The sequence below is a fragment of the Prolixibacter sp. DSM 2831 genome (assembly GCF_056493735.1).
This window is the reverse complement of sequence record NZ_CM151379.1, coordinates 3,289,361-3,313,921: the sequence shown is the minus strand read 5'-3', so window position 1 is coordinate 3,313,921 and position 24,561 is coordinate 3,289,361. Positions and strand designations below refer to the sequence as shown.

At 46.1% G+C, this 24,561-nt stretch carries 21 protein-coding genes; 15 read left to right on the top strand and 6 right to left on the bottom strand.

The window, feature by feature from the left end; translation table 11 throughout:
* The first annotated feature begins 255 nt into the window (after positions 1-255).
* On the top strand, positions 256-885 hold the full coding sequence (locus AC060N_RS13425; RefSeq protein WP_479524250.1) for a class I SAM-dependent methyltransferase: 630 nt from the start codon (positions 256-258) through the stop codon (positions 883-885).
* A 20-nt stretch (positions 886-905) separates the two neighbouring features.
* On the opposite strand, the gene AC060N_RS13420 is transcribed toward AC060N_RS13425, so the two are convergent.
* From AC060N_RS13420 to AC060N_RS13410, 3 genes are all read right to left on the bottom strand, one after another.
* Positions 906-1,628, bottom strand: a complete 723-nt coding sequence (locus AC060N_RS13420) for an MBL fold metallo-hydrolase (RefSeq protein WP_479524249.1) — start codon at positions 1,626-1,628, stop codon at positions 906-908.
* 93 nt (positions 1,629-1,721) lie between these two features.
* Positions 1,722-2,300 carry a pentapeptide repeat-containing protein gene (locus AC060N_RS13415; RefSeq protein WP_479524248.1) on the bottom strand — a complete coding sequence of 193 codons (579 nt, stop codon included), beginning with the start codon at positions 2,298-2,300 and terminating at the stop codon, positions 1,722-1,724.
* Positions 2,301-2,503: 203 nt separating this feature from the next.
* Entirely contained in the window at positions 2,504-3,379 is an 876-nt protein-coding gene (locus AC060N_RS13410) for a sugar phosphate isomerase/epimerase family protein (protein WP_228491969.1), read from the bottom strand.
* Between the two features lie 254 nt (positions 3,380-3,633).
* Between AC060N_RS13410 and AC060N_RS13405 the strand changes: the two genes are divergently transcribed.
* The 10 genes from AC060N_RS13405 (at position 3,634) to AC060N_RS13360 (ending at position 16,987) form a co-directional block, all read left to right on the top strand.
* Entirely contained in the window at positions 3,634-4,266 is a 633-nt protein-coding gene (locus tag AC060N_RS13405; protein WP_479524247.1) for a TetR/AcrR family transcriptional regulator, read from the top strand.
* Positions 4,267-4,299: 33 nt separating this feature from the next.
* Positions 4,300-5,601 carry a TolC family protein gene (locus AC060N_RS13400; protein WP_479524246.1) on the top strand — a complete coding sequence of 434 codons (1,302 nt, stop codon included), beginning with the start codon at positions 4,300-4,302 and terminating at the stop codon, positions 5,599-5,601.
* A gap of 22 nt (positions 5,602-5,623) precedes the next feature.
* Entirely contained in the window at positions 5,624-6,679 is a 1,056-nt protein-coding gene (locus AC060N_RS13395; protein WP_479524245.1) for an efflux RND transporter periplasmic adaptor subunit, read from the top strand.
* Between the two features lie 42 nt (positions 6,680-6,721).
* Positions 6,722-9,841 (top strand): efflux RND transporter permease subunit, encoded by a 3,120-nt coding sequence (locus AC060N_RS13390; protein ID WP_479524244.1) that lies wholly within the window; start codon positions 6,722-6,724, stop codon positions 9,839-9,841.
* Between the two features lie 147 nt (positions 9,842-9,988).
* Positions 9,989-10,282, top strand: a complete 294-nt coding sequence (locus AC060N_RS13385) for a PG0541 family transporter-associated protein (RefSeq protein WP_153639701.1) — start codon at positions 9,989-9,991, stop codon at positions 10,280-10,282.
* 276 nt (positions 10,283-10,558) lie between these two features.
* Positions 10,559-10,963 (top strand): thioredoxin, encoded by a 405-nt coding sequence (gene trxA, locus AC060N_RS13380; RefSeq protein WP_308788943.1) that lies wholly within the window; start codon positions 10,559-10,561, stop codon positions 10,961-10,963.
* Positions 10,964-11,125: 162 nt separating this feature from the next.
* The gene (locus tag AC060N_RS13375) at positions 11,126-13,120 is read left to right on the top strand and encodes a monovalent cation:proton antiporter family protein (RefSeq protein ID WP_479524243.1); all 1,995 of its coding nucleotides are present in this window, start codon (positions 11,126-11,128) and stop codon (positions 13,118-13,120) included.
* Between the two features lie 270 nt (positions 13,121-13,390).
* The gene (locus tag AC060N_RS13370) at positions 13,391-14,260 is read left to right on the top strand and encodes a glycerophosphodiester phosphodiesterase (RefSeq protein WP_479524242.1); all 870 of its coding nucleotides are present in this window, start codon (positions 13,391-13,393) and stop codon (positions 14,258-14,260) included.
* A gap of 148 nt (positions 14,261-14,408) precedes the next feature.
* Positions 14,409-15,851, top strand: a complete 1,443-nt coding sequence (locus AC060N_RS13365; RefSeq protein ID WP_479524241.1) for a sulfatase family protein — start codon at positions 14,409-14,411, stop codon at positions 15,849-15,851.
* A 98-nt stretch (positions 15,852-15,949) separates the two neighbouring features.
* On the top strand, positions 15,950-16,987 hold the full coding sequence (locus tag AC060N_RS13360; RefSeq protein ID WP_479524240.1) for a glycoside hydrolase family 53 protein: 1,038 nt from the start codon (positions 15,950-15,952) through the stop codon (positions 16,985-16,987).
* A 61-nt stretch (positions 16,988-17,048) separates the two neighbouring features.
* On the opposite strand, the gene AC060N_RS13355 is transcribed toward AC060N_RS13360, so the two are convergent.
* Together AC060N_RS13355 and AC060N_RS13350 are read right to left on the bottom strand one after the other, a co-directional pair.
* Positions 17,049-17,393 carry a GIY-YIG nuclease family protein gene (locus AC060N_RS13355; protein ID WP_479524239.1) on the bottom strand — a complete coding sequence of 115 codons (345 nt, stop codon included), beginning with the start codon at positions 17,391-17,393 and terminating at the stop codon, positions 17,049-17,051.
* A gap of 21 nt (positions 17,394-17,414) precedes the next feature.
* Positions 17,415-18,563: an acyltransferase family protein gene (locus AC060N_RS13350; RefSeq protein ID WP_463229627.1), complete on the bottom strand. Its 1,149-nt coding sequence runs from the start codon at positions 18,561-18,563 to the stop codon at positions 17,415-17,417.
* A 780-nt stretch (positions 18,564-19,343) separates the two neighbouring features.
* Here AC060N_RS13350 and AC060N_RS13345 point away from each other — a divergent pair.
* Positions 19,344-19,496 carry a hypothetical protein gene (locus AC060N_RS13345; protein WP_479524238.1) on the top strand — a complete coding sequence of 51 codons (153 nt, stop codon included), beginning with the start codon at positions 19,344-19,346 and terminating at the stop codon, positions 19,494-19,496.
* A gap of 216 nt (positions 19,497-19,712) precedes the next feature.
* Here the strand turns inward: AC060N_RS13345 and AC060N_RS13340 are convergent, their stop codons facing one another.
* On the bottom strand, positions 19,713-20,465 hold the full coding sequence (locus AC060N_RS13340; RefSeq protein WP_479524237.1) for a glycosyltransferase: 753 nt from the start codon (positions 20,463-20,465) through the stop codon (positions 19,713-19,715).
* Positions 20,466-22,072: 1,607 nt separating this feature from the next.
* Between AC060N_RS13340 and AC060N_RS13335 the strand changes: the two genes are divergently transcribed.
* The 3 genes from AC060N_RS13335 to AC060N_RS13325 all read left to right on the top strand — a co-directional run bounded on the left by AC060N_RS13335 (position 22,073) and on the right by AC060N_RS13325 (position 24,525).
* The gene (locus tag AC060N_RS13335) at positions 22,073-23,158 is read left to right on the top strand and encodes a hypothetical protein (RefSeq protein ID WP_479524236.1); all 1,086 of its coding nucleotides are present in this window, start codon (positions 22,073-22,075) and stop codon (positions 23,156-23,158) included.
* Positions 23,159-23,301: 143 nt separating this feature from the next.
* Entirely contained in the window at positions 23,302-23,844 is a 543-nt protein-coding gene (locus AC060N_RS13330; RefSeq protein ID WP_479524235.1) for a hypothetical protein, read from the top strand.
* A gap of 87 nt (positions 23,845-23,931) precedes the next feature.
* A complete protein-coding gene (locus AC060N_RS13325) occupies positions 23,932-24,525 on the top strand; it encodes an RDD family protein (RefSeq protein ID WP_479524234.1) in 594 nt (197 codons plus the stop codon).
* Positions 24,526-24,561: the final 36 nt, after the last annotated feature.

Below are 24,561 nucleotides of genomic sequence, written 5' to 3'. Positions count from 1 at the left end.
TTCGGCCAGGTATGGTAAAGGTCGACTGCCGGATTATACGGGATAACCCGTTTCAGGATTCAAAAAAACGATGTAAATAAAACATAAGTTTATTCCTGTGGATATATAGAGTGGTTATGAATTGACCTTGTTGATTATTCACAGATAGATAAATTTTTAACTTTAAGGAATGTGATAGAAAAATGCTTGATTTCCGGAAAGATGACCGGAAGAAGTTTCAGGAATACCACCCTTACTACAAATCAATCAGGAGACATGGAAACACTCGAACGAAAAGCACACTGGAATCACATCTATCAGGAGAAGACTACCGACGAGGTGAGCTGGTACCAATCGGTGCCGGTTACATCACTCGATTTCGTCCGGCAGTTTAATCTGCCGTTCAATGCAAAGATCATCGACATTGGGGGAGGCGACAGTTTCTTCGTTGATCACTTGCTGAGACTTGGTTACACTGACATTACCGTTCTCGACATTTCGGCGAAAGCCATCGAAAAAGCCAGACAACGACTGGGAGTTGATGCCGGTAAAGTCAAGTGGATTGAAGCGGATGCGGCTTGTTTTCAGCCCATGGAGAAATACGACTTCTGGCACGATCGGGCTGCCTTTCACTTCCTGACCGACGAGAAGGAAATCAACAACTATCTGAGCTGCGTTCAATCAAATATTACACCGGGAGGTTACCTCGTTATCGGAACCTTCTCCGAACAAGGGCCCGACCATTGCAGCGGCATCGAAGTGGAACAGTATTCCGAAGAGAAGATGAGCGATCGGTTGAAAAACTTCTTCCGGAAAATCCGTTGCATCACCGTCGACCACATGACGCCGTCGCACAGCATTCAGAATTTTATCTTCTGCAGCTTTAGCCGGTTGGAAAATATTTGAACGGAACAGGTTGCGAATAGCTATTCCAATTTCCTCACCCGAACATCGATGGACGTGCCTTTTAGCAGCTTCACGAGCTTTTGCGGATCGGTTTGCCCGAAGTGATAGGGGTAAAGAATCTTTGGCATAAAGCTGCGGGCAGCCTCAGCCGCTTGTTCCGGCGTCATCGTATAGGGCAGGTTCATCGGAAGGAAAGCGATATCGATATTTTTCAGGTTCTTCATTTCGGGAATATTCTCCGTATCGCCGGCAATGTAAATACGTTTGCCTCCCATGGTCAGCACATAGCCGTTACCGTCCCCTTTCGGGGGAAAGGGTTGTCCGTTGGAGCGTTTGTGCACCAGGTTATAGGCCGGTACCGCTTCCACATGAATGCCATCGGCTGTTATACTTTGCCCATTAGAAAGAACGGTCTCGTCAGGCACTTTCCCTTCACAACTTTTGCTGACAACGACCTGTGTATCTTCTTTCCGGAGTTGCGCAATGGTGGCCGGATCGAGATGATCACCGTGCTCGTGCGTAACCAAAATCAGGTCGGCTTTCGGAAGCTTCGAATAATCGGCTTCGCGACTGACCGGGTCGATGTGAATGACCTTCCCGTCCCACATCATCATCAGGGTTCCGTGCCCGATGAATGTAATGGCGAGGTTTCCTTTATCGGTTTGAAATGTATCGGTCTTGAATGTCTTGGCGGCCGGTTGTCCCTGGAACAAAAGGGCCAGCATAATGAGGATATGTGACATGGTTTAGTCTTTTATAGATGTAACAATCCACAAGTTACAAAAAAGAAGCTAACCAGTTAAATTTGATTTTCAGTCAGAAAAGATGCCGTCTTATCAATCGACCAGAATCTGCAGGGGCGACAGAAACGACAGTACTTCCGGTGTAGAGAAGCGGGCATTGGTCATGCGGTTCTCCCACGGATTAAAGCGATAGTTTTTGGCTCTGCGGAAATCGGCTTCCGTCAGGTCGCATTGCCGGAAGAAGGTTCCGGTCAGGTCGGTTTCCCTGAATTTAGCCTTTTTCAAAATAGTTTCCACAAACTCGCACTCATCGATACGGCACCTTTCGAAAGACGTTTCTTCGAGGGAAAGGCCGGTAAAGTTGCACATCTCCAGCTCGGAATCGTTGAAAGTCATATCAAGCCTCACGCGGCTTATCATGGTGAAATCGATACCGATTAAACGACAGCCGTCGAAAATAACGCCTTCGAGATTGGACTGCTGAAAACGGCTGCTGCTCAGGTCGCAGTTATCGAACCGGCAGTTGAGGAATACAGTGCGGGTAAAATCGCACGACGAAAAATTACAGTTCTCGAAGAGACAGTCTTCAAATTCCTCGAAACGAAAAGTTTGATTGGAGAAATCTTCGTCCCGGAAAATCACGCTCACGTGAGGGGCGGTAGCTGACTTCATTATGGTTTGATTTTTTGGTTTACTCTGTCCGATGAAGATAGGAAATTCGGGTCAGAAATCAGTCGAACATGTTGTACAGCTATTCCGCGCGAGCGTTCCGGAAAAGCATTTATTCTTTCCGGTAGGTGTACGTGAAAAACGGACAAAAAAGAGGGGAGACCCGACGTACGAATCTGCCCCTCAGGATGTAGTCCATAAACAACCTATTTCACATATGGTGCATTGTTGAGGAAGTTGAGACTCTTCTCCACGCTTTTCAGCGGATCGTAATTATATTCCTCCACTTCCACCACAATGTATTTCATACCGGCGGTTTGGGCATCGGCAAAAATGGGTTTAAAATCCATTACGCTGTCATCGCCGCCCAGTTCGGTTTTATCTTTCACGTGCCAGATCAGGAATCGTCCGGGATATTGGTTGAAGTAGTCCACCGGGTTTTTACCCCCTTCGGTAATCCAGTACAGGTCCATTTCGAAGAAGACCTTGGCCGGATCGGTGTGCTGGAGCATGTAGTCGTAAATGATTTGCCCGTCGATGTCCTTGAATTCGGCGTCGTGGTTGTGGTAACCGAAACGGATGCCGGCCGCGTTACATTTTTCACCAACTGCATTGAAGTAATCGCAGTAGCGTTGCACGCCTTCGATGCTTTCGTAACCGACGTTATCCATGAACGGCTGAACGATGTATTTCACGCCGGCCGCTTTGTGTGCCGCAATACACTGGTCCCACCAGGCCATTACCTCGTCCCAGTTAGTTGAATCGGGCACCGCCTGTCCGGTGTGCGACGAAAGGAAGTCCATTCCGTTGGCTTTCACCAAATCGGCAAATGCTGTAGGCTCCATGCCGTAGAATTTTCCATCGGCATAGCCGGCAGCCTCGATAAACTTGTAACCGATTTTGCCAACTGCTTCGATGGTGCCCTTAACGTCATCTTTCATGTGGTCGCGGACAGACCAGAGCTGAAGTCCAATGTACTTTTCCTGTTTCTTTTGGGTTTGCTTGCAGGAAGAAAGGCCGGATAGCAGGAATACCAGTAGCAGCAGTCCCACTGATTTGATCAAGTGAGTGTTTAATTTCATAACAGATTAGGTAAATGATTAGTTAATTGGTTGAGCATGCTACGCTTAACTCTTACAAAATTAGCAGCATATTTAAATTATGAAAATAACCGGGCACTTTTCTTTGTGACAACAACAATAAGATTTGTGAAGCAACCACTATACATAAGTGAAAACTAAAAAAACCGATATAGTTTTCAATTTAACGATTAGATCATGTTGAGAAAACTAAATAAACCGAAATAGTTTTCAATATTTGCAGAAAATCGGAAAAGATGAATGCACGTGAACGAATCATGATGGGAGCGATGGAGTTGTTTGCCAGGGATGGCATCCGGAGTGTGACGATGGATGCGATTGCTACCGAGTTAGGCGTTTCCAAGCGAACCATTTATGAGAATTTCAAGGATAAAACAGAATTACTTAGAGAAGGCATCATTGCGGGAGGAGAGGTTCATGGGAAAACGTTGAACGAAATCGTGAATAACTCCCCAAATGTTATCGATGCACTGTACCGGATTGGAAAAGAGAATCACCAGGTGATGCAGAAGATCAATCCGCGGTTCTTCAGTGATTTAAAGAAGCATTATCCTGAAATCCTGGCGTTGGTCACACGCGACTACACGGCAAAGTCACATAAGTTCATGCTGAAGTTATTTAAGCAAGGCGCTGAAGAGGGCGTTTTTGAAAAGAACATCAACATGGACATTGTAGCTTCGGTCTGGATGCAGCTGGTCGATTTGGCCCAGAACACCCAGGAGAACGACGTGATTAGTGATTCCTGGTCGGTAAAAGAGTGGCACTTCCACCTGTTCATGCCCTATCTAAGGGGAATCAGTACCGACAAAGGCCGGAAACTAATCGACCAGTACCTGGAAAGTTTTGAAGGAGTCATTAAGAATAAATAATCAGAAATATATAGAGTGTAAAATAGATAGTGTATGAGAAAAGTAGTGTTGATTGCGACTTTCCTGATTGCTGGTCTGACGACAGCATTTGCACTTCCGCCGGAAGAATTGCAGCTTACGCTGAAACAGGCACAGGATCACGCGTTGGATTACAACAAGCAGGTGAAGAATGCCAGGCTTGATGTAGACGCGGCACAGAAGAAAGTGTGGGAATCCATTGCATCGGGCTTGCCACAGATTGATGCCAAGGCTGACTATTCGAATTATTTGGGAGCCTCGATGACCATTCAGTTTGATCCGAACAGCCCGCCTACAAAAATCCCGTTTGCAACTACTTCTAACGTATCGGCAACGGTTTCGCAGTTGCTTTTTAGCGGAAGTTATCTCGTAGGTCTGCAAACGGCGAAAATTTACAAGTCGTTGTCGGAAACCAATTACCGGAAGTCGAAACAGGACATCAAAGAGCAGGTGGCCAATAGCTATTACCTGATTCTGGTTAGTGAGCAAACGCGCGATATCTTAAAGAAGAACCTCGAGAACATGCGCAGCACATTAGCCAAGACTAAGCAGATGGAAAAAGTAGGGATGGCGGAATCGACCGATGTTGATCAACTATCCGTTTCGGTATCGACGCTGGAGAACGGTGTTCGCTCGGCAGATCGGCAGGTGGAAATGGCTTACAACATGCTTCGGTTTCAGCTGGGAGTTCCGGGTGATGAAAAAATTCAACTGACGCAAACGCTTGACGGAATCATTGACCGCATCAATTTCACGGCACTGATGGATAGCTCGATGTCGGTTCAGAGGAATCTGGATTACCAGTTGATGGAAACGCAGGTCGAATTGTCGAAGAAGCAACTGGCGCTACAGAAGTCGGCTTACCTGCCGACACTGAGCAGTTACTACAGTCATACCGAGAAGATTTTGAAACCGAACTTCGATGCATCGCCGAAAGATGTCATCGGTTTGAACCTGAGTATCCCGATTTTTTCCAGCGGACTCCGGAAATCGAAAGTGAGTCAGGCGAACATTAGCCTGGAACAGACCGAAAACCAGAAGGACTTGCTGGAAGACCAGCTGAAGATTCAGGAAAAACAGTTGCGGTTTAACTTGCATAATGCGCTCGATAAGTATAACAGCCAGAAACAGAATGTGAAAGTTGCTCTTCGTGTTAACCGGAATTTCGATTTGAAATACGAGCATGGTGTCGCATCGAGTCTCGAGCGTTTGCAGGCTAATGATAATTATTTGCAGGCTGAGAACAATTTTGTGGGAGCCACCATGGAGTTGCTTCAGGCATATGTAGCCTGGGAAAAGTTGTTGAATGATCTATAAAATAAATCCTAAACAGATAATCATGAATTTCAGAATAAAACTAATCATGTTGTTGGCCGCTACTACGCTTTTTGCCGCCGGATGCGGAAATAAAGGCAGTGAGAAGGCCAGCGACGTGAAGCAGGATAGCGTGAAAGTGCGGCCGGTAAAGGTCATGTCTCTCGAGCCGCAGCAAGTTAGCCGTACCATTAACCAGACAGCTTCGTTTGTGGCCTACCACGAAAACTACCTGACCTCTGCCAGTCCGGGCCGGATTGAGAAGATATATGTGGAAGTGGGTGATCATGTGAAAGCTGGTCAACTGCTGGTGCAAATGGATCGCACACAGTTGAAGCAGGCCGAATTGCAACTGGAGAACCTGAAGACCGATTTTGGTCGTCTCGACACATTGCAGAAGACGGGTACGGTAACTCAGCAAAGTTACGACCAGCTGGCGACACAGTACCGCGTAGCCAAAGAGAACGTGCAGTTCCTGAAACAAAATACGGAACTCAGGGCACCGCTCAGCGGGGTGATTACCAACAAGTACTTTGAAGATGGCGAGATGTATTCCGGTTCACCGAACACATCGGTTGGCAAGGCAGCCATTGTGACGCTGATGCAGCTCAATCCACTAAAAGCCATTATCAATGTTACGGAAAAGGATTTTCCACGCATTCGCAAAGGGATGAAAGTAGATGTGACGGTAGATGTATATCCCGGTAAGGTTTTCGAAGGAACAGTTTACCGTATCCATCCGGCTATTGACCCGGCATCGAGAACGTTTACGGTAGAAATTACGGTTCCGAATCCTGGAGAGAAAATTCGTCCCGGAATGTATGGCAAAGTGTCTATTCATGTGGGAACTGATGTGGCCAAACTGGTACCGGCCATTGCTGTATTGAAGCAGGAAGGAACCAACCAACGCTACATCTTTAAATATGTGAACGGCAAAGCAAAGCGTGTTGATGTTCAGATTGGCGAGCGTTTCGATGCCGACATGGAAGTGATCTCGAACGAGTTGAAGACCGGAGACCAGATTATTACGGTAGGACAGGCGAACCTGGTGGATGGCAACGAAGTCAAAGTTGTGAAGTGATCCCGTTTGCCTGAATCAGAAATCAATTAAAAAGCAACAACAATGAGTATATATAAAAGTGCGGTGAAGCGCCCCATCACGACGTTGATGATTTTCATGGCCATTATTGTCATGGGAATCTACTCGGTGGTGCACTTACCCGTGGATTTATATCCGGAAATTGAGTTTCCTGCCATCACGGTGATGACCACTTATCCGGGAGCCAGTGCTTCAGATATCGAGACGAACGTTTCGAAGGTGATTGAAGACGGGATGAACTCGGTGGACCGGCTGAAAAATATTTCATCGGTATCGTACGAAAACCTTTCGGTAGTCACGCTGGAGTTTCAGTATGAAACGAATCTCGACGAGGCATCCAATAACATACGCGATGCACTCGACCTGATCGAGAAGCGGTTGCCCGATGGTTGTGAAAAACCGGTTATTTTCAAGTTTAACTCCAGTATGATGCCGGTTCTCTTTTACGCGGTGAACGCGAAAGAGAGTTATCCCGGATTGGAGAAAATACTGGATGAGAAAATCATTAACCCGCTTAACCGGGTCGATGGAATCGGTTCGGTAGGTTTGGCCGGCCAGCCTAACCGGGTAATCTATGTCAACGTTGACCCAAGCAGGTTAGATGCCTATCATATGACCATCGGTCAGATTGGTAATGTCATCCGGGCGGAAAACCAGAATACGCCTTCCGGTAACGTGAAGATGGGGAAAATGGACTACCAGCTTCGTGTGGAAGGTGAGTTTACCGATAGTCGTCAGTTGAACAACATTATCGTGGGTACCAGCGATGGCCATCCGGTTTATCTGCGCGATGTAGCCACGGTGAAAGATACCCTGAAAGATACAGGACTTCACGAACGCATCAACGGACAGCGGGGACTCCGGATGTTCGTCATGAAGCAGTCGGGAGCCAACACGGTGAAAGTTGCGAGGGAAGTCAAGAAGCATTTGGCGGAGCTGGAGAAAACGCTTCCTCCGGATGTGAAAATTGAAACCATTTTCGACTCGTCCGACTTTATCAAGGATTCGGTTTCGAACCTTTCGCAAACCCTGATGTTCGCACTCCTCTTTGTGGTGTTGGTGGTGCTGGCCTTTTTGGGACGTTGGCGGGCAACATTTATTGTGGCGCTCACCATTCCCATATCGCTGATTGTCGCGTTTATCTACCTCTACATTTCGGGGAACTCCATCAACGTCATATCACTTTCCTCGCTTTCCATTGCGATTGGTATGGTAGTGGATGATGCCATTGTGGTTCTGGAAAATATATCTACGCACATAGAGCGAAAGAGCAGCCCGCGGGAGGCATCTATCTACGCAACCAACGAGGTGTGGCTGTCGGTTATCGTTACCACACTGGTGATTGTGGCCGTGTTTTTCCCGCTGACATTGGTTTCGGGAATGACCGGTGTTATGTTCCGCCAGCTGGGATGGATTGTCACTATCACGGTAGTTACATCAACAGTGGCCGCCATTACGCTGACGCCGATGTTGAGTTCGAAATTGCTGAAGCTGCAGCCGAAGAAAGAGAAGCCGTCCCGTTTCAGTTACGACAATACGTTCCTCCGTGCGCTCAACGCTTTAGATCGGGGTTATGAAAAAGCCATCAAGTGGAGTTTGCACCATAAGAAAGTGATACTTCTGGGAGCGTTGGCCATTTTCTTATCCTCAATGTACCTGGCTAAAAATCTGGGAACCGACTTCATGCCACAGACCGACGAAAGCCGGATTCAGTTGAAAATCGAACTGCAGTCGGGAACACGGGTAGAGGTGACCGATAAGATAGCCCGTGAAGTGGAAGGGATTGTTCACAAAAAGGCTCCGGAGGTGAAGTTGATCAGTACCTCTACCGGTTCTGATGATTCCGGTGGTTTCATCTCCATGTTCAATCAAACCGGGTCGAACATCATTAACATGATGATGGCGCTCGATAAACCCAGCCAGCGAAATCGCAGTGTCTGGGAAGTCGCAGCGGCGCTCCGTAAACAGTTGGATGAGATTCCGGAAGTGGAAAACTATTCATTCACATTTACCAGTGGGATGGAAGCTTCGAATACGGTGGATGTGTACATCTACGGTTACGACTTCAATACAACTTCGCACCTGGCGAATGTAATTGCCAGCGGGATAAAAGAAATCAAAGGGGCATCCGATGTGCAAATCAGTCGTGATAAAGAGAAGCCTGAGCTGAAAGTGGTCCTCGATCGCGATAAGCTGGCTTTGCATGGCTTAAGCACCGCTTCGGTTTCAGCGATGATTCGGAACCGTGTAGAAGGATTGACGGCTACCGAGTATCGCGAGCAGGGCGATGAGTACGACGTGATTGTACGTTATTCGCCGAAGTATCGCAGCTCGATTACCGACTTGGAGAATATCTCCATCATGACGCCGGCCGGCAAATACATTAAGCTGAAGGAGATTGGTAAAGTTGAAGAATACTGGTCGCCGCCGAACATCGAGCACCGTCAGCGCGAGCGTGTAGTGAAAGTTTCAGTTACGCCGTACAAAACATCACTGGGCCAGTTGGCCGGACAAATTCAGCAGAAGATCGACAAGCTGGATGTGCCAACCGGAGTGATGATTGATGTTGGAGGTGCGTACGAAGATCAGCAGGAATCATTCACCGATTTGGGACTGTTGTTATTACTTAGTTTGGTTCTGGTATTCCTGGTGATGGCGTCACAGTTCGAGTCATTCAAAATGCCGTTCATTATCATGTTCTCCATTCCGTTCTCGTTTGCGGGAGTAGTGCTGGCATTGTTAATTACCGGAACTGATTTGAACCTGGTAGCGGCGCTTGGAGCGGTTCTGCTGGTCGGTATTGTGGTGAAAAACGCCATCGTGCTGGTCGACTACACCAACCTGATGCGTGACCGCGACATGGAGTTGTATGATGCCATCCGGGTAGCTGGTAAATCACGTTTGCGTCCGGTACTGATGACGGCCCTGACGACTATTTTGGGTATGTTGCCAATGGCTATCAGCGGCGGTGAAGGTGCAGAAATCTGGCGCCCCATGGGTATATCGGTTATCGGTGGGTTGGTCTTCTCGACCTTCATTACCATGATTATTGTGCCGGTACTTTATGCCGTGGTTTCCAAAAAAGGAGAGCGGGATAAGAAAACCGCGTTAAGAAAGAAATTCATTTTCATGGATAAAAAATAATTCGCTGTAAGTAACAGTGAGTTTGTCCAACGATTCATATGGTTAACCTTTATCCGGGAAGATGAAAGCTGAGTAGTTGCAGTATTTGTCTTCCCGGTTTAACCGGAAAAATGAGTGATTGAAGGAACAAATTAAAAAACATACGAAGTGAAAGCAGTATTTATCGTTTATAATCAGGCCAATACCGAACGGGTGGAGTACATGCTCGACCGCCTGGAAATCAGGGGATACACGCAGTGGGCTGACGTTCGGGGACGAGGCTCGGTGTCGGGACCTCCTCATTTGGGAACGCACACCTGGCCCGAAATGAATTCGGCGGTCATGACGGTTGTTCCCGACGAAAAGGTGGAACAGCTGTTGGAAAAAGTAAAAAGCATGGATGCCATCAATGAAGAGGTGGGTGTTCGGGCTTTTGTCTGGAATATTACAGAATCAGTTTAGGTATAGATTTAGATAACAGAAACCGGCCGGGTACAGTGAAGAGTATAAATGGGCATTTATTTTGACTTCACTTGCCCGGTTTTGTTGTTTGTACAGGCTAAAAACTTCAGTTTCCCACGACTTAATAAATCTTTCATATATAAAAATATAGATGTTTTTATGTATGTATTATATTTGTGGAAATTTAGTGATAACCCGATGATGGCGGAGCCGTTATTATCAGTAGTTTACTGATGGAATGCAACAGCGTCGCTGTCAATAGAAAGATGTGGTAAAATGATGTTACTTTACATTGGTGGAGGTATTGCTGTACTATTTATTGCCTATTTGATTTATGGCTTTAAAAAGATGAAAAATCTGGAGAATGTACCTCCCAGCAGCAAGATTAAAATTCTGAACAATAAAAATTTCAAGACAGTGGTCCGGAAAGGAACTGTCTTGGTTGACTTTTGGGCTCCCTGGTGTGGTCCCTGTAAAATGATTGCGCCTACGCTGAACGAAATCGCTGAGGAAAATAACAGTTTCACCATTGCCAAGGTGAATGTGGATCAGCAGCAGCAACTGGCTCAGAAATACAATATCCGCAACATCCCAACGATGATTGTTTTCAAGGATGGAAAAGAGTACAAGCGCATCACCGGGGTAAAATCCAAAAAAGCGATCTTGTCAGAAATTGCCTGAACGAGCATTTCGCGTCAGTGGCTAAACAAAGGGACTGTTTCCGTTTTTCGGACAGTCCCTTTGTTCTTTTCTGCTAAGCGCAGAAATTCCTTTTCAGATGTCGTCCATCTCGCAGGAATGCAGTAAATTGAATATACAAGCTGGTTTTAACGATAGCGGGTTATGGACATCTCAATTCTGAAGGACATACTCATCATTTTTGCCCTTTCCACGGTGGTGAATTTCATTTTCACAAAAATCCGTGTGCCAACCATCATTGGCTATCTCCTTACCGGCGTGCTGGCCGGCCCTCATCTATTTTCGCTTATCTCGTCCGTTCATGAAATCGAACTGATGGCAGAAATTGGCATTGTTTTGCTGATGTTTACAATCGGCATGGAATTCTCGCTAAAGCATTTGCTACGCATTCGCCGGATTGTGTTTGTCGGAGGATTTCTGCAGTTACTGGTTACTTCCGGCATTACCATGTTGGTGGCGCTGGCCTACCAGCTGTCGTGGGCGGCCTCCCTTTTTGTTGGTTTCCTGGTTGCCCTGAGTAGTACTGCAGTCGTTCTTAAAGTTTTGCAGGAACGTTCTGAGTTATCATCCAACTACGGCCGGACGGTACTTGGCATCCTAATTTTTCAGGATATCATTTTGGTGCCATTGCTGCTGTTTACTCCTCTGCTATCCGGAATGAGAACGGATATTGGCTCCGATGTTTTGTTGTTGCTTTTTAAGGCGGTTCTTATCATCGCCCTGGTTTATCTGGGCAACAAGTGGCTGATGCCGAAATTGCTTCATGCCGTAGCGATGACACGTAACCAGGAGTTGTTTCTGATGAGTATTTTGCTCATTTGTCTGTCGGTTGCACTCTTTTCATCCTGGCTGGGATTATCATTGGCATTTGGCGCCTTTCTGGGTGGATTGATGGTGTCGGAATCCGAATACAGCCACCAGGCATTTGGCAACCTGATTCCCTTTAAAGACATGTTCACCAGCTTCTTTTTCGTTTCCATAGGCATGCTCCTCGACCTAAACTTCGTGATGAACCATTATGTGGTCGTTATCCTGACGGTTCTGCTGGTGCTGATTTTGAAATTCATCGTGGCGGGTTTTACGGCATTTTTGCTGGGGCATACCTTTCGGGGGATTATCATGGTCGGAGTGGCATTGAGCCAGGTGGGAGAGTTCTCATTTATCCTGGCAAAGGAAGGTGTCGATTATGGAATTCTTTCTCCTTATTATTATCAGCTGTTTTTGGCAGTTGCCGTAGTCACGATGTCGCTGTCACCGTTTACGCTTCAAATGGCTCATCCGGTAGGCGAGTGGTTGCTGAAATGGCCAATTCCCCGTTTTCTGGTGGATGGACTTTTCCCGCTTCCGCAGATGGAAATTCCCCATTTGAAGAATCATATGATCGTTATCGGGAAAGATTCGCGGGCATTGAGTTTATCCAAAATGGCCAGTCACATGAAGCTGCCATACGTGGCCATCGTTTTCGATCCGGCTGTTGCCCGTCAGCGACAACTGAAAGGGGAGACGGTGATATACGGAGACGCGGTGAATGAGCCCATTTTGCAAAAAGCACATATCGATACGGCCGATTTGATTGTTATTTCGATTGGCGATGTGATTACGGCCATGGCTGTCATCGATAAAGTCCGGCAACTAAACGTACATGCTAAAATTTTGGTACGCACCCGCTATGTCGATGATCTGGAGGAACTATATCAGCTTGGTGCCGACCAGGTAATTCCGGAGGAGTTTGAAACCGCCATCGAGCTTTTCCAGCGGGTTCTGAAGCACTACCTCATTCCGGATAACGAGATAAGAAGTACCGTCGCACAAATTCGTGACGACCATTACGGCATCTTTCGTGAAAAAGCTGAAGTGTTTGTACCCAAGCAGCACAATATTTTGAATGAGATCCCAAACCTCGAGATCATCGCGTTAAAGGTAGAACCGATCTCTCCGCTTATCGGTCAATCCCTGGCCGAAGTGCAGTTTCGCCGCACATTCGGTGTGACTTTGCTGGCGCTGAAGAGAGGCGAAGAATTGCATGAACATCCGTCAGCAAATACCATCTTCCGGGAAGGAGACATTGCCTATGTCCTTGGGAAACCAGAACAGGTCGCCCGGGCCGTTGAGTTGTTTGCCCATGCGGGAGCAGAATGATTGTACCCAAAGCTCACATGCATTTTTTTCACTGCGTTCCCGTGCATTATCGCTTTCATAATCAAGAGATCAATACAATATCGACAACCCGGCAGAAGTGCTGAAACCCTTGTGCGATGGCAAAGATGCTGTTAACAAAATCACACGCGGGCTTAAGTGATTTATCATAGAAAACTGTATAAAGAATGTGGAGCGGTTGAGATGCAGTGACCGGACCCCCATATTTATCTTGCTTAATCCGTTAAACTCATCATAACAAGCATAAAAACAATGAAGCGATTAATCTTGTCAATCCTTGTTGTATTCATTTTGCAGGGAATATCCGACGCATGGGCTCATGAGGCTGAAAATCTCAACAGGACGCTTAAAAAACATCAGAAACGGGAGCAAAGAAATTCAACTGACGGTTTTGCCAACAACGGTGTAATTGCACACCGGGGAGCCTGGAAAGCAAAAAAACTGCCGACAAATTCCATCGCATCGTTAAAGCAGGCCATGAAACTGGGTGTTTCTGGCTCGGAGTTCGATATTCACGAAACGGCCGATGGTGTGCTGGTGGTTCATCATGACAACACTTATAAGGGATTGACGATCGAGAAGACGAATTACGTCGATTTACTCAAGTTCAAGCTCTCCAACGGTGAACCCATTCCGACGTTGGAACAGTATATCAAAACCGCTATGACTCAGCACCGGACGCATCTGATTGCCGAGCTCAAGCCGTCGATCATCAGCAGGGAACGCTCGCTGGAGCTGGCTGACAAAGTAGTAGCCATGGTGAAACGGCTGCATGCGCAGGATTGGGTCATTTACATCAGCTTTAGTTACGATATTTTGAATCGGATTCACGAACTGGACCCAAAAGCGAGGCTGATGCCTTTGCAGAATAGAGTCGGTGTTCCGCAGATGAAGGCGGACGGCATGTGGGGCATCGATTTCTATTTTGGCGCTTTTAAAAAGAATCCGGAATTGGTGGAGGTCGCTCATAGCAACGGATTGAAAGTAAATGCCTGGACGGTGGATAAGCCGGAGGTGATGGATGAGCTTTTGCGTCAGGGCGTCGATTTCATTACGACCGATGAGCCGGAAATGTTGCTGAAGAAAGTGAGTCAGCGAAGGAAAGCTGCCGGGAAGAGATGATTTCTTGTTTAACAGAAAATGATAAATGCCCAACCTTGGAATTTCAGGATATTGTTGCTGAAAATCATTAATTTCAGAACCTTAACCTGCAGGAATCCATGTACCTGTTCAACCTGTAAAACCAAATCGTAAAATAAAATCCGGTTCTATGAAAACAAAAAATTTTTTGCTGGGCCTGGCTTTAACATCGCCGATGGCGGGCAATGCGGTAAAACCAGTACCTGTGGAGAAGAAACCCAATGTGGTTATTTTCTTTATCGACGACATGGGCTATTCCGACATTAGCTGTTATGGTCAGAAGAAATGGAAAACACCCAACATCGATCAACTGGCGGAAAACGGAATCCGGTTTACTGATGCCTATTCTGCTTCTCCCATTTGCAGCCCGTCACGGGCAGGTTTGCTCACCGGACGTTATCCCGCACGTATGGGCATTCAGCAGGTGTTTTTCCCCGGTAACTATACTGGTATTCCGCAAAAAGAATTATTAATTCCTGAACTGCTGAAAACAGCCGGTTACACAACAGGTATCATAGGAAAATGGCATCTGGGAAGCCGCGAAAAATTCCTTCCGTTGCAAAACGGATTTGACGAATATTTCGGGATACCATATAGCAACGACATGGCCGAACAAGTCTATTTGCGCGGGAACGATGTAGTCCAGTTTCACATCGACCAGTCGCACATGACAAAGAAATACACCGAGGAAGCCATCTCGTTCATCGACCGGCATAAGGACCAACCATTCTTCCTGGAGTTGGCACACAACATGATGCACGTACCTATTTTCTGTTCTCCCGAGTTCCGGGGTAAATCGGGCGCGGGCCTTTACGGAGATGCCGTGCTCGAGGTTGACTGGAGCATTGGACAGGTAATGGCCGAGCTAAAGAAACAGGGACTTTTGGATAATACGATGGTCATCTTTTCCAGTGACAACGGTCCGTGGTTACAGGAGGGGCCGCTGGGAGGAGAGGCGAAACCCTTGCGGGAAGGAAAAACCACCAGCTACGAAGGAGGTGTTCGTGTTCCACTCATCGCTTACTGGAAAGGGAAAATCAAGCCACGTACTGATCACGACGTGGTCCGGAACCTCGACTGGTTTCCGACCCTGGCCGATATCTGCGGAGTTGCCGTTCCCGACAGCATCCGGCTCGATGGTTACGACATTACCGGCGTATTGTTGCGTGGAGAGAAGAGCCCAAGCAATGTGTACGCTTACTTCCGCAATAATAAAGACGTCACCAGTCTGCGGGTAGGTGACTGGAAAATCACCCTGCCGCAGGACAAAATCGTGGGAAACTTCTGGCGAGCCAGTACCGCGGCACACGATACGCTGCTCTTCAACCTAAAGAATGATCCCTCGGAAACGACCGACCTGTTTCACAAGTATCCTGAAAAAGCGAAGGAGATGACCAAAGCCATCGAAACCTACAAAGCCAATTTTGGACCGATTCCGCCTGCATTGGTGGTGTGGGGGAATGATCAGCGAAGAGAACTGCAACAACAGCGTCACAAGGCCATTGAAGATGCAAAGAAACGCGGAGTAAAGAGTAAAAAAGACGAGGTCGACGGTTTCATCGAAGCCAAATAAACGGCCCGTGTCCGATTCATAAACAATTTCATAATCCACATCCGAAGAGACGCGATCAATCGCGTCTCTTTTTGTTTATTTTACTCTACTTTTAGCAAATGAAACGAACAAGTAATCCCATAATCCTATTCATCTTCTCACTGCTTCTGGTGGGAGTCGTTTCCTGTAGCAAAGACAATACGCCACCGGTGACACCCACTCCGACTACTGATAGCTTTGCCCGGGGTGCCGATGTGAGCTGGATAACACAGATGGAAGCCAGCGGTAAAAAGTTTTTTAACGCATCGGGGGCAGAGATGGATGGCCTGAAGCTGTTGAATAGTTTGGGAATGAATGCCGTTCGTCTGCGGGTATGGGTGAATCCGTCCGATGGCTGGTGCAACAAACAGGATGTCCTGACGAAAGCCATGCGGGCCAAAAACCTGGGCATGCGCATCCTGATCGATTTTCATTACAGCGACAGCTGGGCCGATCCATCCAAGCAGATCAAACCTGCTGCCTGGGCGAATCTGAGCTTTGCCGATTTGAAGACAGCGCTGGCCAATCATACTACCGATGTGTTGAATCTGTTAAAAACAAACGACATCTCACCAGAATGGGTGCAGGTCGGCAATGAAACCGGCAATGGCATGTTGTGGCCTGACGGGAAAGCTTCGGAGAACATGAAGAATTATGCGGAGCTCACCACTGCCGGCTACGACGCGGTCAAGTCGGTTTTCCCCGATGCCAAAGTGATTGTTCATTTGCAAAATGGTTGGGACAACAGTTTATTCCGTTGTCTGTTCGACGGTTTGAAAAATAACGGCGGGAAATGGGATGTCATTGGAATGTCGTTATATCCGGACGCCACTTCCTGGCAATCGGACGATGAGAAGTGCCTGGCGAACATGAAGGATTTGATATCCCGTTACGGCTCGGAGATCATGATTTGCGAAGTGGGGATGAGCTGGGACCAGCCGGAAGCAGCCAAAAGTTTCTTAACCGATATCATTGCCAAAACAAAGTCCCTTCCGGGGGATAAGGGCCTGGGCGTCTTTTACTGGGAGCCCGAAGCCTATGGTAACTGGAACAACTACACGAAAGGAGCCTTTGACAACAGCGGCAAACCGACTGTCGCCCTCGATGCGTTCAGGTAGAGACAACCCGTGTTGACGAGACAATATCCGAAGAGACGCGCTATAGCGCGTCTCTTTTTTTTCAATACATCCGCTCCTGCGGAATATTCATTTCTTCGATGACCATCTTTTGCAGGACACGCAGCTCCTTGGGGTAATTCGCATCCTGCTCGTCGTCCTTATTTTTCAGTTCCGACAGTACCTCAAAAACGAAGTTATCTTCCCCTTGTGTGGTCCAATCCTTCTGCAAAGTCACATTCCGGTGACCGCCGAAATTCAGCTCCATCTTGTGCCGGTTCCATTTCGACAGCATGTCGGTGCTGTTATCAACCAACACTTTATCGTTCGTCAGGTTGCGCACCTGGAACACCCCCATCGGGAACTTCATCTGTTTGTATTCTTCCTTCAGCTCTTTCTTGCTCTTCATGTTATCATCAAAATAATATGTTTATTTCACCGTCTTGTGCATAAACCGTTTGGCCAGCCAGTTGCGTACCGGCACGTCGTACAGTTTCATTGCAGCGTAAGCAATGGCAATAGCCGAGACGAGCACCAGCACAGCCATCGGCCAGCCCTCTTTCAGCGGAATCTTATTGTCGATCACCCATGCGGTGAAGATATAAATCAGCGGATAATGCGTAATGTACAGCGGGTACGAGAGGTCGCCGAAGAAACGCGTCAGTTTGGTAGCGAATTTCCCGGTCACCTTGCCGCTGGCTCCCATGTACACAATCAGCGGGAAGGCAACAATAATGGCAAACGATTCGTACAGACCGTTCAGCCAAACATTCTCTTCCGTCCCTATGCGGGGCATGGCCAGTACCACAATCACCAGCAGACTGCTCCACAGGAAAGCGTATTTGATGCGTCCCGGTTTGCTGATGCGCGACAGCAGCAGTCCGGCAAAGAACGGGTACATCAACCGGGTCATCCCGATGCGAAGCTGTGTGGGATCGAGCGACCAGCCGCCCACCACGTCACCGTGCGGACTGGTGACCGCCAGGTGTATCAGGGCAGCGCCGGAGAGAAAGACCAGCACCGACAGCCATTTGTTCGAGAATTTCCGGATGAAGAGTCCATACAGGAGGTTGCCCACGTATTCGAAGAAGAGCGACCAGCCCGGACCGTTGAGGGGGTGCATTTCGCCCCAGCCGCGAATATCCAGCGAGTGCGGTACCGGAATCAGGGTAAACCCAATCACCATCACCAGTAACAGTTTCCAAACCGGAGTGCCGGCAATGGAGGGAAACAGGATGGGTGATGCGCTGAAATAAAAGCCAATGGCACCGATAATCATTCCCATGATAATCATCGGGTGCAGCCGGATGAGACGCCGTTTGAAGAAGCTGCCCAGCGTCATTCTGCCCCAGCGGTCGTCGTAGGCATAGCCAATCACATAGCCCGAAAGGACAAAGAAAAAGTCGACGGCCAGGTAACCGTGATTGATGTGTTGGGTAAACGGGTTTCCCAGCGAAAACGCCTCGAAGAGGTGGAACATGACCACGATGATGGCGGCCACGCCGCGCAGCCCGTCGAGAATCTCATAGTGGCTCTTGGAATCCGAAAAAGTGGATAGGTGTTTGTTCGTTGAATTCATGTTGAAAGCTTGTGGTGTTTTGATTAGGATGATTAAGCTGCGCTGCCGCCAGCGGCGGTCAAACGCGCCATGAAGATAATGTATTCCTCTTAAAAATGAGATTTTAGGTTCCAGGTTAAGCTTCGTTCCGTTAGCTGATGGTCTCGTAGGGTCACGATATATCGTGACCGGGCATCAAGAGTAAGCTATATGGTTTCAGGTTGCGCTTCGGGGTTACTGTGGTTACTGTTGTTCGAAGAAGACATTAGACTCCAGACATGAGACGATAGAGTTAAGATATTTCAGGTTTCAAGTTTCAGGTTGTGCTGCAAGGTTGCTATTGTTCGTCAGGCTAAAGGCCTGAAATTCCATAGCCTGGGGCAAGGAGGTACGACGCCGCCCCGGGCTCGAATGCCCCGCATAGGAAAGAGTCGCACGTTCGAAACAGGATTGGAATGAAAACGTTCCTGCGCCGCACATGCCGGCGTTGAACAGAACGTTCCTTAAGCCGTCGATTGACCACCATTCATTCAACGATATCTTTGTGCACATAGTGCTTGCTTAGTGTTCATTGTGGTTTAATTTTTTACCACGAAGGACACTAAGTTTCACACAACGGACACGAAGAACCCCTTCATCGAAGCCGAACCTGATAAGGGGTACTCACGGCCACGATGTATCGTGGCCCTACAGCACCAGCGCAGCCGAATCTGAAACCTGCAACGGCGCAGCCCAACAACAGAAACAACAGTAACGACAGGAACAATAGTAACTTGTAATTATTCCAATCATGGTTTGGCTATGCGACGCAAGAACAGTGGTTCATTGTTGATGGGCGGAATGTGCGCCTTGAGCTATCGCATGTATCCTAACCCGGGGTGGCGTCATCCCGGTTGCACCGAAATTCCTTACCCCGGGCTATGGGCTTTCAGGCCTTCAGCCTGGCAGGATTGACAACAGCCTCAATCCCAACAACAGTAACAACAGTAACGATAGGAACAATAGAAACCCCTCTAACCCCTCAGCCTAACCTGAAACCTGAAACCTGAAACCTAAAACCTAAAACCTAAAATGGCGCAGCCCAACAACAGAAACCACAGAAACAACAGAAACCCTTCTAACCGCTCACCCCAACCTGAAACCTGTAACCCTTTTAACCTGAAACCGGGTTTATCGTTTATACCAATACCCCAGCATCTTCCGGCCCACCTTCCCGATGTATTTTTTCGGAAGGATGAAATAGAGCAGAAACAGGATAATCGCCATGAAATTGGAAACGATCATTCGCAGGATGGACGAAAAACGAATCTCGCCCTTGCGTCCGGAAGTGGCTACCGGGTGGGCGTGCAGTATTTTAAACCCTTTGTGCAGTGACCTCCCGTACTTTTTCAGGCGAAACTGCAGGTCGACCTCCTCCAGGGCATAGAGGTTCTCGCTGAAGCCACCGATGGTGTCGAATGCATCTTTCCGGCAGAGGAGGAAAGCGCCACCGCTCATGTTTAGCAACCGGAACACCGGGTTGATGCGTTCCATCCGGAGGCGGTTGAACAAGGTGCCGCCCTCGATCCTGATCGTCGAGCCGCAGCCAATCAGCTGGTCCTCGCCGATGATAGCCAGCACGTCCTTCATCAGCGCCTCGTCGGGCCAGGTATCCGCATCGATAAACAGCAGCCATTTCCCCGAAGCAGCGGCCGCGCCGGTATTCCGCGCTCTTGCTATCTGGTTGTGCGGCTCAGTCACCACCCGGGCGCCCTGCCCCGAAGCCAGTTCCGCGGTCCGGTCGTCGGAGTTATTGTCGCACACAATGATTTCCCACTCCGCTTGCGGGAGGTGTTGCGCCCCGACAGCCGCCTGAATCCGTTCGAGGGTTCGGGGAAGCACCTCTTCCTCGTTGTAGGCCGGTATGACGATCGATAATTGCATGCGGTTTGACGGTTTGTACCGAATATACCGATTTATGGGCACATCATCATGGCATACCTTGAACGAGCGCAGCGGTCAGGACATGTACTGACCCTACTGTTCTCAGCGGCCTTCTTTCCTTAAAACTTGTTTTGTAACCGTCCGGAAAGGAATAAATTGTTCCAAAGAAATAACCCGCTGCATGCTTTGGAATGGAAATAGATGAATGGTATTTCTTAATACATAAAACTTAACACTTAAAACAAATATATAATTGACATCTTGGGAGTTATCCTGCAGCTTGCCGAACCGAAAGAAGGGCTTTCGAATTGTCGAATTACGTTCCTGACGGAAAGTGAGCGCTTTCGAGTTGTCGAATTGCTTCCCCGGACAAAAAGTGAGCGTTTTCGATTATTCGAATTACTTCCCCGACCAAAAAGTGGACTTTTTCGAGTACTCGAATGGCTTCCCCCGGCCAAAAGAGAGCTTTTCGAGTTGTCGAATGGCTCCCCTGACGAAAAGTGAGCGTTTTCGAATTGTCGAATGGCGTCCCTGACGAAAAGTGGCTGTTAATCATCTACTAATTGCTTCCCTGACGAAAAGTGAAGGCTTCAGCATTTGTTAATGGCTCCACTGGTCAAAAAGTGAAGGTTTAATCATTTGCTAATGGCTCCGCTGGCCCCAAAGTGGGAGTTTAAGCATATCCTAATTGCTTCCCCGGGTAGAAAGTGAGCGTTTAATCATTTACTAATGGCTTCGCCGGCCAAAAGTAGAGGTTTAAGCACTTGTTAACGGCATCGCCGGCAAAAACTTCATCAGTGGTCTTAAGGATGTCATCCCTCCGAGGGATGACATCCCAGGAAACGCAGCAACGGACGTTCTTTGCTGATTGTTGGCCTGTGCGCCTCTGGTTATCAAGGTTAAACATCATATCAGCCTTTCAGGCTTTACGGGGCGGTGATTGTGAACCATAACGACGGTCAGAACATGTCCTGACCCTACTCAATCGCAACTCTGTCTTTGCCTCTTTTCTTAACACTTAACACCTAAAACTTAAAACTCTTCCAACAACAGAAACCGTTCCCGTAACCTGAAAAGTCTCATGTCTGGAGTCTCTCCTCTAACGTCTTTTTGTCAATTTATATTAATTCTCAATAGTTCGATTTCTTATGTGAACGTACCGATTTCTTCCGTGAACGGTCGGATCTGGTATGTGAACGGAAAATGGGCTATTAATGATATTCTCTCTAACATGGTGGTGAACAATATTATGTTCTGAAATACCGTTATTTTGAAAAACGATAGAAAGAAAATGATAAAAATGTCAATTACGGCATATGTTCTACTGTCACATAATATGCTTTTAGGTTAAAAAAGCAAACATGAAAATCAACTAAGCCCAATGAAAAAAGACACAGAAAAAATTAAAGCAATCCATGATGATAAATTGATAGAACTGTTAAAGAATATAGGACTATATGAGAATTTGATAAATTCCAAAATTAGGTGTAAGTTCTGTAAACGAATTATAACCATAGAAAATCTTAGTGCAATAGTTCCAGATAGTGGAAATATTGGGTTAGTCTGCGATCTGCCTAGTTGTATTGCTCAATTGAATAGTTATTTAAATGAAAAGTGATATGGAGCTCTTGACTGTAAATCTGAATTTTAATATTTCTATTACAATTTTTATTGCAGGAATAGTTCTTGGAGGTACCATTGTAGGATATCTGTTGACTCATCCGGCAAAACTTGAAATGTTAATCGCACTTATAAGCAAGTTTTTTAAGTGGGCTTTAGAATCAGCTGAACGCAGCTATGTAAAATATGATATTCAATCAAAAGTTAATGGCTTTGTATATGATTTATATGAAAAAATTCCAAATTTAACACCAACCACTGTAAAACTAGAATGGATTGATGAAAAGCAGACTGCGGAACAGTTTATTAAGTCAGATGAATTAGTTCTAAGGATGCATAAAAGTACAAATCACAACAAAAATGTAGTAAATGCTACATTTGCATTTGTATCCTATTCATTGTTAAGAAAAGCAAAAAAATATATTGCCAAGTATCAGAAGGATGCTATAGATTTGTTTGTCTCATTTAAGCTTTTTGAAAAGGAAAAATTCGAAGTTTTAGATGAATTTATTCAGGATTATCTACAAGATGGCATCGAAAGGGAAAAAGTTAATGACTTTTATGAAAAATTCTTTGATATTGATAAGAATGGTATATTCTTTCCTGTTTTTATTACTGAGATGACATTCCTAGGAGAGAAAGTATTTGGGAAGAGACGGGATAACAACCAAATTTTTGAGGAAGTAAAAATGATGGTTTATTTTCTATACCATTTTGCTAATCGAAAATTTGATGAGAAAAGTATTAATGAATATAATGGGCGGTATTGCAAATTTGCTATTCGTATAGTAGGAAAAAAATTTAAGATTGATAAGGATGGAGAACGGATTTATATTAATAACCTAAAGAAAATTAATCATGGTACCGAAACCATTTATTTGATCGGTAATAAGTCAAATAAGAAGTTTATAAATTCAGTGGTGAGAAAATGTAAAGGTGACATTGGCTTTAAAGAGTTTAATAAAAGTATTCATAAAGCAAGAATTAGAAACAAGGACGGCGAAAATATACATGTAGACAGTTATTTAGTGGTTCTTCGAAATGAGAAAGTAGAGATGTATCATCAGAATTAATATGGAAACGAATTTCTATAAAAATTGCAAAGAATATTCGGTAGTGTGAATTATACTTTTTAATGGAATTTGTTTAGGAGAATATTTTCATTGTTGTTTTGTTTAAGGTTTGGATAGATAGTATCTTAAGTAAAAGTATATTTATGAACTTAGAATCAGCGAAAGTAATAATTGAAAATTGGCCCAATAATCCTTGGTATAAGGATTGGATTCCTGTATTAATTGCTCTTATCGCATTAATTACCTCAGTTATTTCTCTTTATTGGACACGTCAAGAGTTTAAAAAGAATAGTAGACCATATGTTTGGGCGTCAAATTACGGAGTAATTGATTCAGAAAAGAAGATAATTATTCCTATTCCTTTCAGGATTGCATTTCGAGTTAAGAATAACCCAACGAGAATTATCAGTCTTAAAGTCAGGATTTACTATGAATCTAATTTGTTATTTTCTCACGAGTCGGATGATTTAGTTAGGTATCCAGATACCACTTCAGAATGGTCGTTTACTATAGGAAAAGATGAGTTTGAAAAAATTATGGATAGGACTGATACTGAAAAATTAAGAAGAATAATAAACTTAAAGTATTCATCTTTAGATGGAGGGAAAGTGTATCACTATGAATTACACCAAACATTTGAACCAAAGGATACACAATGGAAGGACATATCTCAAGATGCTGATTAGAGGCGGATTTGTATCTTATTTCTCTAGCAAGTTTCATTTAGGCAAAGTGTAAGTACTCATCAAAGTAATGACTAAATAACATCCATCATGACCCGAGAAGAACACCTCAAATTTTGTACGGTTTGCCACAACCGGAAGTTCGACAGCCAGCTGGGGCTGGTTTGCGGACTGACCAACGAACTCGCCAACTTCGAAAACAGCTGCGAACACTATTCCGAAGATTCGGAACTAAAAGCCAAACGAGAAGCAGAACAGGTTCGTAGAGATGTCCTGTTCAATACCGCCAGTCTGAGTAAGCGGTTTATCAATTACCTGCTGGATACGGTGTTGTTTATTATTTTTGGTGTGGTACTCATCGTGCTTTTTCAGTTCCTTTTGGCGATCGTTTCGCCGTCGTTGCTCTCTGTTTTCGAAGAGGATAACGTACTATTAAACTATGCCATGGCATACACGGTGATAACCATCTACTATGTCATTTTTGAATATTCCACCGGAAGGTCCGTTGCCAAATTCATTACGAAGACAAAAGTCGTTAATATGCAGGGGGAGCAACCCGGTTTAAAGGCCATCTTCATCCGCACACTGTGTCGCTTCATTCCTTTCGAAGCTTTTTCCTTTTTGGGAGAGAGCAAAACCGGTTGGCACGATACCTTGTCGAAAACAAGGGTGATTAACGTATAGATTTCTTCCGGCGTTTTTCTATTTTCGGCAGTTACA